The following is a 12,757-nucleotide window of genomic DNA, read 5'->3' on the forward strand; positions in this document are numbered from 1 at the left end:
GTTCCCTGACGATTGTTTCGAGCACCGTCGCTGACGGTACCGCAGTGGGGGCGACAGAGAATGCGTTTGGCCGTGATCGGGACGGGAATTGCCGGCAATGCCGCCGCGTGGCTCCTGTCGAAACGTTACGCCGTCACTGTTTACGAGCGTGAGCTACAGCCGGGGGGACATAGTCATACCGTTCGTATCCACTATGACGGTGAGCCGATCGATGTGGACGTCGGCTTCATCGTGTTCAACGAGGCGAACTACCCGCAATTGACCTCGCTGTTCACGCATCTCGGCGTGAAGACCATCGAGACTTGCATGAGCTTCGCCATGTCCGTCGATCATGGCCGATTCGAATGGCGTGGCGGCGGCGAGACCGCGTTGCAAACGGCCTGCGGCCTGTTTGCGCAACCGCGCAACCTCGCATCGCCATCCTACTTTCGCATGCTGGCCGAGGTCATGCGGTTCAACCGGCAGAGCGTGGCCGATCTGCACGCCGGCCGGCTGCACAACCTGACGCTCGGCGAGTATCTGCGCAAGGAATCATTCGGTTCGCGCCTGTTCTCCGACTATCTCGGCCCGATGGGGGCCGCCATCTGGTCATCCTCATCGGATGACATTCAGTCCTTTCCGGCGGAGAACTTCGTCGCCTTCTTCAACAATCACCGGCTCTTGCACCTCGATCGACCGCGCTGGCGGACCGTGGAGGGGGGCAGCCGGCGCTATGTCGACAAGCTGACCGCTTTGTTCAAGCACAACATTCGGCTAGGCTGTGCGGTGACATCGATCAACCGAGCTGGGTCTGGCGTGACCGTCCGCGACAGTCATGGCGGTGTGGAAAGTTACGATGCCGTTGTGATGGCCTGTCACAGCGATCAGGCCTTGGCGGCCTTGTCGGATGCCGACGCCCAGGAGCATTCGATTCTCGGGGCGATCAGATATGCCCCCAACACCGTCTATCTGCACCGTGATCCCCGTCTCATGCCCCGCCGGCGTCAGGCATGGGCATCCTGGAACTTCCTGCGGTGGCCGCGGCAAACCCCCGCCCAGAACGATGTCGCGGTGACCTATTGGATGAATCGGCTCCAGGGCATCGACAAGCGCAAGCCGTTGTTCGTCAGCCTCAACCCTCCCTTCGAGCCGGCGGCCGATCTGACGTTTGGAAAATTCAGCTTCGCCCATCCGCAATATGACATGGCTGCATTCGCGGCGCAGCGGCGACTGCCCACGATTCAAGGGCGTCGGCGAACCTGGTTCTGCGGCGCCTGGACCGGCTACGGCTTTCACGAGGATGGCTTGCAGGCCGGCATCTCCGTTGCCGAGGCGCTCGGCAGCGAGGCTCCATGGCGTCAACCGGTCCCATTGCTGGCCGAAGCTGCCGAGTAGCACGATGGCCCGAACGACACCGACCAGAGCGGAGGATACGACATCGCCCGCCGCACTCTATTGGGGGAAGGTGATGCACGCGCGGTGGCGCCCCGTGCAGCACAGGTTCACCTACCGCGTGATGAACCTGCTGATTGATCTCGACCAATTGACGGAAGCGGATCACCAGTCCTGGCTGTTCGGCATCAATCGCGCGGCACCCTTCAGCTTTCACGAGCAGGATCACGGTGACGGCAACAACGCGGGCCTCAGCCAATACGTCAGACGCATCGCAGCGGAACGCGACATCGACCTCACCGGAGGCCGCGTTCTGCTGCTCTGCTATCCCAGGGTCCTGGGCTACGTGTTCAACCCGCTTTCGATCTATTTTTGCCATGACGCTGCAGGCAATCTCGCGCTGTTGATCTACGAAGTCCGCAACACGTTCGGAGAGATGCATTCCTACGTCCTTCCGGTGCAGGGGGCGGAGCCGGGCTGCGCCATACGCCAAAGCCAGACGAAGGAGTTCTACGTTTCTCCTTTCATGGAGATGGAAACGCATTACCGCTTCAGCGTTTCTCCCCCGCAACAGGATGTGAAGGTCAGAATCGTGCAGAGCAGCAAACAAGGCGCGATGTTTGCGGCGGCATTCAGCGGACGACGTCGTGCTCTGACCAGCCACTCCCTGCTGGCGGCGCTGTTCGCCTTGCCTTTCCTGACCATCAAGGTGATCGCAGCCATCCACTGGGAAGCGATGCGGCTCTGGTTGAAGGGTGTTCCCTACGTGCCTCGTTTGAAACAACGCGAGATCTGAACCATGGACCTGGCAGCCACCCATCAGGACCTTCACTTTGATGGCGTTCCGTTCTTTGCCCGCCTGGCTCTGCGCCTTGCATCGCAACTTCGCTGCGGCACCATCCACGTGCGCCTTCCCGACCAGAGAATGGTCACGTTGCGTGGCCAGCTTCCGGGTCCGTCGGCCACGATCGAGCTCAACAATTACAGGTTCGCCCGCAGCCTCGTCATCGGCGGCGATATCGGCATGGCCGAGGCCTATGTTCGAGGCGATTGGTCCACGCCCGATCTTGCCCAGCTTCTCTACGTGTTCTGTCTCAACGAAGACCTGGTCGACAGCGCCTTTGCCGGAAACATGCTGGTTCGCCTGTGCCGGCGGGCGCTTCATCGCCTGCGCCGGAATACCAAGGAGGGATCGAGGCACAACATCCACAAGCATTATGATCTCGGAAATGAGTTCTTCGCCGCGTGGCTCGATTCCAGCATGACCTACTCATCGGCGCTGTTCCCGGCCGAGACCGCCGACCTTCCCGCCGCTCAACAGCACAAATACGAACAGCTGGCGCAGGCTATCGAATTGCAGCCCGGCCAGAGCGTGCTCGAGATCGGATGCGGCTGGGGCGGTTTCGCCGAATTCGCCGCCAAGACTTACGGCGCCAGCGTATTGGCCCTCACCATCAGCAAGGAGCAGCATGAATTCGCCCGTCGCCGGATCTACGAGGCCGGGCTCGCCGAAAAGGTCGAGGTTCGATTGCAGGATTATCGCGACCAGGACGGTCGCTTCGACCGCATTGCTTCCATCGAGATGATCGAGGCCGTCGGCGAGCAGTTCTGGCCTGCCTATTTCAACCAGCTGAAGCAGCGGCTCAAGCCCGGGGGGCTTGCCGGCATCCAGGCCATCACGGTTCGCGACGAGCTCTTTGGCAGCTATCGGCAGCGTGTGGACTTCATCCAGAGATACATCTTTCCGGGCGGCATGCTGCCGTCGACGAACATCCTGCGCGCGCTCGGCGAACGCTTCGAGCTGCCCGTCATTCGCGAGCGCCTGTTCGGACAGGACTACGCAAGGACCCTCTCACTCTGGCGCGACAATTTCAGCCAAGCCTGGACCGACCTGACCTCGCTCGGGTTCGACGAGCCCTTCCGCCGGCTGTGGGAATATTATCTGTGCTATTGCGAGGCCGGGTTCAGGGCCGGAAAGATCGACGTCGGGCAGCTGGTGTTTGCGCGGCGGGGGTGAGTAGGTTCGGGTCGCAGCGGCCCTCGCGCTCGGCCAAGCCATGCCAGGCTGTAGATGTGTCCGCGAGGAGTGGTGCCCAGGGGCGGAATCGAACCACCGACACTGCGATTTTCAGTCGCATGCTCTACCAACTGAGCTACCTGGGCGTGCTCCAAGAGAGGGGCCAAAGCCCATCGAGCGGGCGGGTTATAGTGGGCCGGAAGCGGCCTGTCCACCCGGCTTCGCCAAGAGGCTTCGCCGGGCGCGGCCCGGCTGTGCACAAGCTGCCGCGGCTGGCGCGCGGCGGGGCGGGCGGCCAACTAACTGATTGATATTATTCTTATTCCCCGTCATCGACGTCGTCGTCGCGGCCGGGGATGACGTAGCTGCCTTTCAGCCAACGGTTCAGGTCGACGTCGCGGCAGCGCGAGGAGCAGAACGGGCGGGTGGCTTCCGATTGCGGCTTGCCGCAGATCGGGCAGGTCTTGAGTGGGCTGGCGGGCTTTTTGACCTGGTCGTCCATGATGTCGGCAGCTTGCGCGGGTTAAAGGGTTCAAGAGCCTGTCGGCGAACGGGTTCCCGACGACGGCATATGCCCCATCGGACATTCTACTGTGCATGGGGTTGTTTTCGCGATTCTGTCAGGCCGCGGCTGGCCTGCTCACACGGCGGTGGAATTGAGCCAGCCGAAGCGGATCGGAAAACCCTCGCCGCCGAGCAGCGTGGTGGTCTCGTAGAGCGGCAGGCCGACGACGTTGGTGTAGGACCCGACCATCTTCACCACGAAGGAGCCGGCGATGCCCTGCACGGCGTAACCGCCGGCTTTGCCGCGCCATTCGCCGGAGCCGATATAGGCCTGGATGTCGTCCTCCGAGAGGCGCTTGAAGCGGACGCGGGTCTCGACCAGGCGCTGGCGGAAGGCTTCGCGCGGCGTGACCAGGCAGATCGCGGTATAGACGCGGTGGTTGCGGCCCGACAGCAGGCGCAGACACTGCGCCGCTTCGTCGACCAGATTCGCCTTGGGCAGGATGCGGCGGCCGACCGCGACCACCGTGTCGGCGGCGAGGATGAAGGCGCCGCGCAGCTCGTCGTCGAGCTGCACCGATTTCAGCGCCGCGTCGGCCTTGGCCCGCGCCAGCCGATTGGCGCAGGCGCGCGGCAGCTCTCCCCGCCGCGGCGTCTCGTCGACGTCGGCCGGCCGGAGCGCATCCGGCTCGATGCCGGCCTGGTTGAGCAGCGACAGGCGCCGCGGCGAACCGGAGGCAAGTACGAATTTGGGGCGGCCAAGCATCAGGTGATTTGGGGATGAAGCGGGGGTGAATTGTGCGCGGAACCTATCGGAAGGGGGCTGATTTCACAACCCGGGAACCCGGGCTTTGGTGATTCGAGGCTTTCGACATGGCTGTGCCTGCGGTCTATGACGCCGGTGTTACGAACACCGCTTGCCAGCTAGCCGCTCGCCGCCCCCACCTTGGCGAAGCGCCTGCGGATGCGCATCAACAGCTGGTCGCAGACGTCGCGATAGGCAGCGAGCTTCTGGTCGCGGCTGCCCTCGATGGTGGTGGGATCCTGCGTCGGCCAATATTCGACCTCGGCCGCGAGCGTCCGCGTCAGCTCCAGCGCCTTGTGGTGCGCCTCCGGCGAGAGCGTGATGATGAGGTCGAAATTCAGGCCCTCCCAGTCCTCCAGCTCCTCGAAGGTCTGCGGCTTGTGGGCGGAGATGTCCTGGCCGAGCTCGGCCATCACGGCCACGGCGAACGGATCGAGCTCGCCTTTTCTGGTGCCCGCCGACTTCACATAGAGCCCCTGCGGAAACATGTGCTGCAGCAGGCTTTCGGCCATCGGCGAGCGCACGCTGTTCATCGCGCAGGCGAACAGCACGGACTGCGGATTGCTTGCGCGTGGGGGCGCAGCCATCCGTGTTTAACCTTTCCAGTGCAGGACGGTAATGAGCGTGAACAGCCGGCGCGAAGTCTCGAAATCGACCCGCACCTTGCCCTTCAGCCGCTCCTGCAGCGTGCGCGATCCCTCGTCATGGATGCCGCGACGACCCATGTCGATGGCCTCGATCTTGTCCGGCGTCGCGGTGCGGATCGCCTGGTAGTAGCTGTCGCAGATCATGAAATAGTCCTTCACGATCCGCCGGAACGGAGTCAGCGACAGCAGATGCGCGACCACGGGCGTGCCGTCCTCGCGGCGGATGTCGAACATCAGGCGGTTGCCGGTGATGCCGATATGCAGCGTGAACGGACCCTTCCCTTCCGCGCCCTCGGGCGCGAACAGGTTCTGCTCGATCAGGTCGTAGATCGCGATCGCACGCTCGTGCTCGATGTCAGGCCCGGAACGGCCGATCGATTCCTCGTCGAGCGTGACGCCGACGATGCGATTGTTGGAGTCGTCCTGTTCGGGCGGCTTTGTCATGACAGATTGAGGCGCAATCCAATCGAGCGCGAATGAGCGTCCAGCCCCTCCGCCTTGCCGAGCGTCATCGCGGCGGGTCCCAGCGCGCGAAGCTGGTCCGGGCCGCATTTCAGGATCGAGGTGCGCTTCATGAAGTCGTGCACCGACAGGCCTGAGGAGAATCGCGCCGAGCGCGCGGTCGGCAGCACGTGGTTGGAGCCGCCGACGTAATCGCCGATCGCCTCGGGCGTATGCGGCCCGAGGAACACGGCTCCGGCGTTGCGAATCTCCGCGGCAAGCGCATCGGGATCGGCGGTCATGATCTCGAGATGCTCGGCGGCGATCGCATTGGCGAGCGGAATGCCGTCGGCAAGATTCTTCACCATGATGACGGCGCCGAAATCAGCCCAGGACGCGCCGGCGATCGCGGCGCGCGGCAGCGTCTTCAATTGCGCCTCGACCGACTTTTCGACGTCGGCGGCAAGGCGTGCCGAGTCGGTGATCAGGATCGATTGCGCGCTGGCATCGTGCTCGGCCTGCGCCAGCAGGTCGGCGGCGATCCAGTCGGCATTGCCGGTGTCGTCGGCGATCACCAGCACTTCGGACGGGCCGGCGATCATGTCGATGCCGACCTTGCCGAACACCAGCCGCTTGGCGGCGGCGACGTAGGCATTGCCGGGGCCGACGATCTTCGCGACCGGCGCGATGGTCGCGGTGCCGTGCGCCAGCGCGGCCACGGCCTGCGCCCCGCCGACGCGGTAGATCTCCGTGACGCCGCCGAGATGCGCGGCCGCCAGCACCAGCGGATTGAGCTTGCCGTCGGGCGACGGCACCACCATCACGAGGCGCGAGACGCCGGCGACCTTGGCAGGCACCGCGTTCATCAGCACCGAGGACGGATAGGCCGCGGTGCCGCCGGGCACGTAGAGGCCGGCCGATTCGATCGCGGTATAGCGCCAGCCGAGCTCGACGCCGAGCGCATCGGTGAAGCGCTCGTCCTGCGGCAATTGCCGCCGGTGGTAGGTCTCGATGCGGTCGCGCGCGAGCTTGAGCGCATCAAGCGTGGCGGCATCGGAGGCCTTCGTGGCGGCCTCGATCTCCGCGGCGGTGACGCGCAGGCCGGAGGCATCCAGCTCGAGGCGGTCGAACTTTGCGGTGGCCTCGAGCAGGGCGGCGTCGCCGCGCTTGGCGACGTCGTCGACGATGGCGCGCGCGGCAGCCTCGACGTCGGCCGAGGCCTCGCGCTTGGCAGCGAGGAAGGCCGCGAATCGCTGGTCAAAATCGGCGCTGCTGCGGTCGAGGCGAACGGGCATGTCTGGCTTGATGTCTGGCTTGGCTTCTGGCTGGTCCCGGGGCGGATTGGCGCACCAGGTCCCATGCTCAATGGCGCGGCGGGGCAACGGCGTCAACCCTCGTAGGGTGCCGTTCTCCCCTCAGGGCCTCGGGCGGTGGGGCTGGTATACGGGCCGCCTCAGGTCTCACCCTCGATCTCCATCCCCGTTCCCAGTGCGTCCGCCCCGAGATCGGTCAGCTCGCATTCCAGGCATTCGACATCGAGCCGGATGGCGCCGCCTTGCGCGAACAAAAGCAGCGCACTGCCGGCAGGCTCCTCGTCGCGCCCGCCCCTCGGGTGAAACTCGATGCCGACGAGGTCCAGCACTTTGTCGGGGGCAGCCAGGTCGATGTTGCGCGACTTGCAGGCGAGCACGCGGTCGAAGCGCAGCGCGGCGACCAGCCGGCGCGGCTCGGCCTCGCCCTCCAGCGTCTGCTCCCAATCCAGCCGACTCATCCCGACCACAAGCCGCTTCTCGCTCTGTCGCCAGATGATGTCGGAGGCCTGGACATGGGCGTCCTGGACATGGGTCGAGATCACGGCGAGATCGTCGGCGTCGAGTGCGATCAGTTTGAGCTGGGGCGACATCGCCGGCGCTTCTCCTTCGGAACGGACCGGCTCAACGCGCACGGGCCGCGAAATTTCCGCACAAACTAACGGACCGGCCGGCTAGAGGCTATTGATATCCTCCATCTCCAGCACCTTCCGCGGATACCCCTCCCGGGCGAGGCGGATCATGGCGCGGTGCGAAGCGCCGGATGAGGGGTCTATGTCCGCATGCTCACTGCCGGAGGCTCTAGCGGAGAGAGACCCCTCACCCATCCGCTACGCGGCCAGCCACCCTATCCCACGAGGGCAGAAGGCAAGAGGCGCGCGCTCCCCTCACTCCTTGAAGAACGCCAGCAGATCCGCGTTGATGGTGTCGGCGTGGGTGGTCGGCATGCCGTGCGGAAAACCCTTGTAGGTCTTCAGGATGCCGTTCTTCAGGAGCTTGGCCGAGAGCGGGGCGGAATCGGCGTAAGGCACGATCTGGTCGTCGTCGCCGTGCATCACCAGCACGGGCACGTTGATCTTCTTGAGGTCCTCGGTGAAGTCGGTCTGCGAGAACGCGACGATGCCGTCGTAATGCGCTTTCGCCCCGCCCATCATGCCCTGGCGCCACCAGTTCTGGATCACCGCTTCCGACGGTTTTGCGCCGGGGCGGTTGTAGCCGTAGAACGGGCCGGCGGGGAGGTCGCGATAGAATTGCGTGCGGCTGGCGGCGAGCTGCTTCTGGAGATCGTCGAACACGCTCTTCGGCAGGCCGCCGGGATTGGCGGGGGTCTGCACCATCAGCGGCGGCACCGCCGAGAGGATCGCCGCCTTCGCCACCCGGCTCTCGCCATGGCGCGCGATGTAGTGCACGACCTCGCCGCCGCCGGTGGAATGGCCGACATGGATGGCGTTCTTGAGGTCGAGATGCGCGGTGACGGCCGCGAGGTCGTCGGCATAATGATCCATGTCGTGGCCGTCGGCGACCTGCGCCGAGCGGCCGTGGCCGCGGCGGTCATGGGCGACGACGCGGTAGCCGCGCGTGACGAAGTACAACATCTGCGCGTCCCAGTCGTCCGACGACAGCGGCCAGCCGTGGCTGAACACGATCGGCTGGCCACTGCCCCAATCCTTGTAGAAGATCTCGACGCCGTCCTTGGTGGTGATGGTGGGCATTGTGGGACTCCTTTTAAGCTCGAGTCATTCCGGGGTGCGCGAAGCGCGGACCCGGAATCTGGAGATAACTGTGCGGGATTCCGGGTTCATCGCTGCGCGATGCCCCGGAATGACGAGATGTCGGCGATCAGGCAAACGCCATCGGCTTGAAGCGGCGCCAAGCGCCGATGGTGAGCACCACGAAGAACACCAGCACGATGCCCTGCACCACCGCGAACACCGGACCCGACGGCGGCGCCGGCGGCACGGACGGCGCGAGCGCGGCCAGCGCCGGCACCTTGAGGAACGACTGGATCACCAGCACGAAGCAGTTGAAATAGAGCGAGATCATCGCGGTCACGATGTAGACCGGACGCCAGATGCCGGCGAGCTTCATGCCGTAGAGCGCGACGCAGGCGACCGCGAGCAACAGCAGCGAGATGAGGCCGATGATGTGCGAGGGCAGCAGCTTCTCGAACGGAAACAGGAAGCCGGTGGCGCTGGTGAGGATGGTGAAAGCCAGGAAGATCGCGGTGAGGCCCGGCATCGATTTCGAGCCGAGCAGGCCGAACATCACGACGAGGCCGGCGGCGATGGCGATCAGGCTGATGACGACATGGACCATCGTGAAGGCGGACAGGCTCAAGCCAAGGACCATGACATCTCCTCCTACGCTCCATTGAGGTTCAGGAGAATGATATTACGGTCCTCATCGGATTACCACCTGCGTTGTCGTCGCACGGATATGCGAAGCCATGCGTCATCGTGCGAATCGACAAACGCATGGCTGAATTTTTTGCACCGCTGTCACAAACGACGGCAGATGATGCCTCGAGCTTCGTAGCCCGGATGGAGCGCAGCGCAATCCGGGTGCATGCCACAAGCAAATAGATCCCGGATTACGCTGCGCTCCATCCGGGCTACGAGACTTTCGACGAGCTGAATCGTAGTCTCACACGTCCTTGGTGTCGAAGATCAGGAGGTCGGCGCCGCCGCTGGCGAATTTCGGCACGTCTGCGCCGGTCGCCTTGCCTTCCGGGCTGCCGAATGCGGCCTGGATATCGGCCACGCTGTCGAAAGTGAGGATGGCGACGAGATGGATTCCGGAAGGCCCGGTCGGGGATGCGACCGGCCCCTTGCTGACGGCGTACTTCTTCAGGCCGGGAAGTTTCTTGGCGAGCGGAATGTGCGTCTCGGCATAGTACTTGTCGAAGGCGGCAGCATCCTTGGGCGTCTTATAGAGCACGACAACTTCAGCCATTTAGTCCTCCCGTCAATCAGCGTTTTGTTTATCGGTCTTAAATCCCCGTGGTGAGGAGATAGTCTGTAGTTGCTGGCACAATGGCAAGCCTCATTCGACTTGCCATCTGCTTGTCTTGTCCTTGACTAGAGCCTCGTTCCGCTTCCGATGGAATCGGAACGAACCTCTAGATTCTTGTTTTGACGCGTTTTCTTGACGCGAACCGGAATCCACTTCGCTCGAAAACGCTATTAAAGCGCCGGTTTTGCGGCATCGCCGAGATAGCCGTGCAGGGAGGCCACGACCTGGGCGCCCTCGCCGATGGCGCCGCCGACGCGCTTGACCGAGCCGGAGCGGACGTCGCCGACGGCATAGACGCCGGGCACCGAGGTCTCCAGCGGCGCCACGAGGCGGCCCTGGTTCTGCTCGGACTGCGCGCCGGTCACGACGAAGCCGCCGCGATCGAGCGTCACGCCGCAGCCGTCGAGCCAGGCGGTGGCGGGATCGGCGCCGACGAACAGAAACAGATTGCGGATGTCGGCGGAATCCACGTCGTCGGACAGCCGGCTCTTCCAATGGATACGCCGCAGCAGCGAGGCCTCGTCGCCCTCGAGCGCCGTGATCTCGGTGTTGAACATCAATTCGATGTTCGGCGTCGCTTCGATGCGCTCGATGAGATAGCGCGACATGCTGGCGCCGAGACCGCCGCCGCGGATGATCATCAGGACGCGCCTGGCGTGCCCCGACAGGAACACGGCGGCCTGGCCCGCCGAATTGCCGGCACCGACCAGCGCGACCTCCTCGCCGGCGCAGAGCCGCGCCTCGATCGGCGAGGCCCAATACCAGACGCCGCGTCCCTCGAACTTGTCGAGGTTTGCGATCTCGGGCCGGCGATAGCGCGCGCCGCTCGCAACCACGACCGAACGCGAGCGCAAGGGATCGCAGCCGTCGAGCGCCACCGCGAACGCGCCGTCCTTGCGCGTGCAATCGAGCGACTTCACCGTCACCGGAATCATGATGTCGGCGCCGAATTTCTGCGCCTGGGTGAAGGCGCGCGCGGTCAGGGCCTGGCCGGAAATGCCGGTGGGAAAGCCCAGGTAATTCTCGATGCGCGCGCTGGCGCCGGCCTGGCCGCCGAAGGCGCGGATGTCGAGCACGGCGACCGACAGCCCTTCCGACGCAGCATACACGGCTGTGGCGAGCCCGGCCGGCCCGCAGCCGACGACGGCGACGTCGTAGATGCGGTCATCCTTGGCGCCGCCGATCATGCCGATGGCGCGCGCAAGCTCGGTCTCGCTGGGATTGCGCAGCACTGCGCCATCGGCGGCGACGACCAGTGGCCAGTCCTCGGGCTTGGGCGAATAACGCGCGATCACTTCGGCGGCGTCGCGATCGCGTTCGGGATCGAGCAGATGATGCGGCTGGCCGTTGCGGGTGAGGAAGCCCTGCAACCGCACCACGCCGGCCGAATGCGGCGGCCCGATCAGCACCGGGCCGCCGATGCCGCCCTGGATCAGATTGACGCGGCGCAGGATCAACGCGCGCATGATGCGCTCGCCGAGCTCGGCCTCGGCGACCAGCAGCGCGCGCAGCCGGTCCGGCGGCAGCAGCAAGGTCTCGACATCGCCCTTGGCGCGGCCGTCGACCAGCGCCGGCTGGCCCGAGAGCTGACTGAGCTCGGCCAGGAATTGCCCCGGCCCCTGGTCGATGACCGGCGTGACGTGACCAAGCCCGTCGCGCTGGGTGATGGCGACATGGCCTTTCAGCACCACGAACATGCCGGGCCCGGGCTTGCCGGTCTCGAACAGGAACTCGCCGTCCTCGTAGCTGCGGACCTCGCCGAAATGCCTGATCCGCTCGATCTCGGCCGGCGTCAGCGCGGGAAAGGTCTGTTCGGGCCGGGTGAACCGCGACATCAGCGCGTCACCATTGCTTCCTTGCCGTCCGTCCTGCCCCATCGTCATTCTCGCCATTCCAATGTCTCAAGTGCCGGCTTTCCCTGCGGTGCCCTCATCGAGGGACCCATCGTCGTTTGGAGCGGGCTCAGCGCCGGCGGCGCGTTCGCGCGCCTGCAGCTTTCGCCGCTTCAGGTTTTCGCGCAGCGCCGATTTCAGCCGGTCATCTCGGGCCGTCTTCGCCTGGCGCGCGCTCTTCTCGTTCTCGTCAATCATGGGGATCCGATACGGGCCATCGGCGATAGCATGCCCGGAGATTGCGGCAGCTCAAGAGGCTGCTTGCGATCCGATCGTGCGAAACTCGAAATGGACCGAATCCGATCGCTTGGCCACCTGGCCAGTTGGTGGGGATCAGCGGACCTCAAATCGGCGGAAAGCCGGTGGTTTCGAGCCAAAACGAGCATTTTGGCCCCGATATCGGCCCGATTTTCTCGATTTGACCGGCCTAGCAAGCTTGCGCGGGAGGGGGGCTTGTGGCAGATATCGGCCCGCTTGGCAGGGCCCTTCGGGCGCCCGATTCTTCACCAGCACATGCTGCCGTAGCTCAGTGGTAGAGCACTCCATTGGTAATGGAGAGGTCGACAGTTCAATCCTGTCTGGCAGCACCATTCCTCCTGCTGTGAACGTTGATTTATTGGACATTCGGTTCTGAGTGCCAACAGAACCGAAATGCCTCCCTAAGAAGTCGCCTGGACTCCAAAGAGCGTACTTGCGCTGGCGCAGTAAGTGGATCCCGTTTCACTTGTCGCGCGTCAGACTGAGCCGGCCTGCATCAA

14 protein-coding genes, 2 tRNA genes and 1 pseudogene are annotated in these 12,757 nt (G+C 64.5%); 4 read left to right on the forward strand and 13 right to left on the reverse strand.

Annotated elements, in window-relative coordinates:
• The first annotated feature begins 60 nt into the window (after positions 1-60).
• Genes DCM79_RS02030 through DCM79_RS02040 form a run of 3 tightly spaced genes read left to right on the forward strand, consistent with a single transcriptional unit; the run spans position 61 to position 3,388 of the window.
• Positions 61-1,374, forward strand: coding sequence for an NAD(P)/FAD-dependent oxidoreductase (locus DCM79_RS02030; protein WP_257178347.1), 1,314 nt, complete (start codon positions 61-63; stop codon positions 1,372-1,374).
• A 4-nt stretch (positions 1,375-1,378) separates the two neighbouring features.
• The gene (locus DCM79_RS02035; protein ID WP_257178348.1) at positions 1,379-2,167 is read left to right on the forward strand and encodes a DUF1365 domain-containing protein; all 789 of its coding nucleotides are present in this window, start codon (positions 1,379-1,381) and stop codon (positions 2,165-2,167) included.
• Between the two features lie 3 nt (positions 2,168-2,170).
• Positions 2,171-3,388: a cyclopropane-fatty-acyl-phospholipid synthase family protein gene (locus tag DCM79_RS02040; protein ID WP_257178349.1), complete on the forward strand. Its 1,218-nt coding sequence runs from the start codon at positions 2,171-2,173 to the stop codon at positions 3,386-3,388.
• A gap of 70 nt (positions 3,389-3,458) precedes the next feature.
• Here the strand turns inward: DCM79_RS02040 and DCM79_RS02045 are convergent.
• From DCM79_RS02045 to DCM79_RS02100, 13 genes and pseudogenes are all read right to left on the reverse strand, one after another.
• A tRNA-Phe gene (locus DCM79_RS02045) sits at positions 3,459-3,534 on the reverse strand.
• Between the two features lie 173 nt (positions 3,535-3,707).
• Positions 3,708-3,890, reverse strand: a complete 183-nt coding sequence (yacG, locus tag DCM79_RS02050) for a DNA gyrase inhibitor YacG (protein WP_257178350.1) — start codon at positions 3,888-3,890, stop codon at positions 3,708-3,710.
• A gap of 138 nt (positions 3,891-4,028) precedes the next feature.
• Positions 4,029-4,658, reverse strand: a complete 630-nt coding sequence (locus DCM79_RS02055; RefSeq protein ID WP_126260329.1) for a Maf-like protein — start codon at positions 4,656-4,658, stop codon at positions 4,029-4,031.
• A 158-nt stretch (positions 4,659-4,816) separates the two neighbouring features.
• Entirely contained in the window at positions 4,817-5,284 is a 468-nt protein-coding gene (locus DCM79_RS02060; RefSeq protein WP_028138738.1) for a low molecular weight phosphatase family protein, read from the reverse strand.
• Positions 5,285-5,290: 6 nt separating this feature from the next.
• Entirely contained in the window at positions 5,291-5,788 is a 498-nt protein-coding gene (locus tag DCM79_RS02065; protein WP_126260326.1) for a UPF0262 family protein, read from the reverse strand.
• Entirely contained in the window at positions 5,785-7,080 is a 1,296-nt protein-coding gene (gene hisD, locus DCM79_RS02070) for a histidinol dehydrogenase (protein WP_257178351.1), read from the reverse strand. The genes DCM79_RS02065 and hisD overlap by 4 nt, the downstream gene beginning before the upstream one ends.
• Positions 7,081-7,238: 158 nt before the next feature.
• Entirely contained in the window at positions 7,239-7,688 is a 450-nt protein-coding gene (locus DCM79_RS02075) for a DUF2948 family protein (RefSeq protein ID WP_257178352.1), read from the reverse strand.
• 81 nt (positions 7,689-7,769) lie between these two features.
• Positions 7,770-7,844: pseudogene (locus DCM79_RS31760) on the reverse strand (epimerase); the annotation flags it as partial.
• Positions 7,845-7,982: 138 nt separating this feature from the next.
• Positions 7,983-8,807, reverse strand: a complete 825-nt coding sequence (locus DCM79_RS02080) for an alpha/beta fold hydrolase (RefSeq protein WP_257178353.1) — start codon at positions 8,805-8,807, stop codon at positions 7,983-7,985.
• A 127-nt stretch (positions 8,808-8,934) separates the two neighbouring features.
• Positions 8,935-9,444: a hypothetical protein gene (locus DCM79_RS02085; protein WP_257178354.1), complete on the reverse strand. Its 510-nt coding sequence runs from the start codon at positions 9,442-9,444 to the stop codon at positions 8,935-8,937.
• 294 nt (positions 9,445-9,738) lie between these two features.
• On the reverse strand, positions 9,739-10,047 hold the full coding sequence (locus DCM79_RS02090; RefSeq protein WP_028138744.1) for an EthD family reductase: 309 nt from the start codon (positions 10,045-10,047) through the stop codon (positions 9,739-9,741).
• Positions 10,048-10,277: 230 nt separating this feature from the next.
• A complete protein-coding gene (locus DCM79_RS02095; protein ID WP_373568143.1) occupies positions 10,278-11,984 on the reverse strand; it encodes an FAD-dependent oxidoreductase in 1,707 nt (568 codons plus the stop codon).
• Between the two features lie 24 nt (positions 11,985-12,008).
• Positions 12,009-12,197, reverse strand: a complete 189-nt coding sequence (locus DCM79_RS02100; protein ID WP_257178355.1) for a hypothetical protein — start codon at positions 12,195-12,197, stop codon at positions 12,009-12,011.
• A 317-nt stretch (positions 12,198-12,514) separates the two neighbouring features.
• Here DCM79_RS02100 and DCM79_RS02105 point away from each other — a divergent pair.
• Positions 12,515-12,589, forward strand: a tRNA-Thr gene (locus DCM79_RS02105).
• Positions 12,590-12,757 lie beyond the last annotated feature (168 nt).

This window comes from Bradyrhizobium sp. WBOS07 (assembly GCF_024585165.1).
Lineage (GTDB): Bacteria > Pseudomonadota > Alphaproteobacteria > Rhizobiales > Xanthobacteraceae > Bradyrhizobium > Bradyrhizobium japonicum_B.

Bases quoted from the DNA above. Each gene is read 5' to 3' on its own strand.
- DCM79_RS02035 (WP_257178348.1), top strand. From the start codon at position 1,379: ATGGCCCGAACGACACCGACCAGAGCGGAGGATACGACATCGCCCGCC.
- DCM79_RS02085 (WP_257178354.1), bottom strand. From the start codon at position 9,444: ATGGTCCTTGGCTTGAGCCTGTCCGCCTTCACGATGGTCCATGTCGTC.
- DCM79_RS02075 (WP_257178352.1), bottom strand. From the start codon at position 7,688: ATGTCGCCCCAGCTCAAACTGATCGCACTCGACGCCGACGATCTCGCC.
- DCM79_RS02100 (WP_257178355.1), bottom strand. From the start codon at position 12,197: ATGATTGACGAGAACGAGAAGAGCGCGCGCCAGGCGAAGACGGCCCGA.
- yacG (WP_257178350.1), bottom strand. From the start codon at position 3,890: ATGGACGACCAGGTCAAAAAGCCCGCCAGCCCACTCAAGACCTGCCCG.
- DCM79_RS02040 (WP_257178349.1), top strand. From the start codon at position 2,171: ATGGACCTGGCAGCCACCCATCAGGACCTTCACTTTGATGGCGTTCCG.
- DCM79_RS02095 (WP_373568143.1), bottom strand. From the start codon at position 11,984: ATGGGGCAGGACGGACGGCAAGGAAGCAATGGTGACGCGCTGATGTCG.
- DCM79_RS02090 (WP_028138744.1), bottom strand. From the start codon at position 10,047: ATGGCTGAAGTTGTCGTGCTCTATAAGACGCCCAAGGATGCTGCCGCC.
- DCM79_RS02055 (WP_126260329.1), bottom strand. From the start codon at position 4,658: ATGCTTGGCCGCCCCAAATTCGTACTTGCCTCCGGTTCGCCGCGGCGC.
- DCM79_RS02080 (WP_257178353.1), bottom strand. From the start codon at position 8,807: ATGCCCACCATCACCACCAAGGACGGCGTCGAGATCTTCTACAAGGAT.
- hisD (WP_257178351.1), bottom strand. From the start codon at position 7,080: ATGCCCGTTCGCCTCGACCGCAGCAGCGCCGATTTTGACCAGCGATTC.
- DCM79_RS02030 (WP_257178347.1), top strand. From the start codon at position 61: ATGCGTTTGGCCGTGATCGGGACGGGAATTGCCGGCAATGCCGCCGCG.
- DCM79_RS02060 (WP_028138738.1), bottom strand. From the start codon at position 5,284: ATGGCTGCGCCCCCACGCGCAAGCAATCCGCAGTCCGTGCTGTTCGCC.
- DCM79_RS02065 (WP_126260326.1), bottom strand. From the start codon at position 5,788: ATGACAAAGCCGCCCGAACAGGACGACTCCAACAATCGCATCGTCGGC.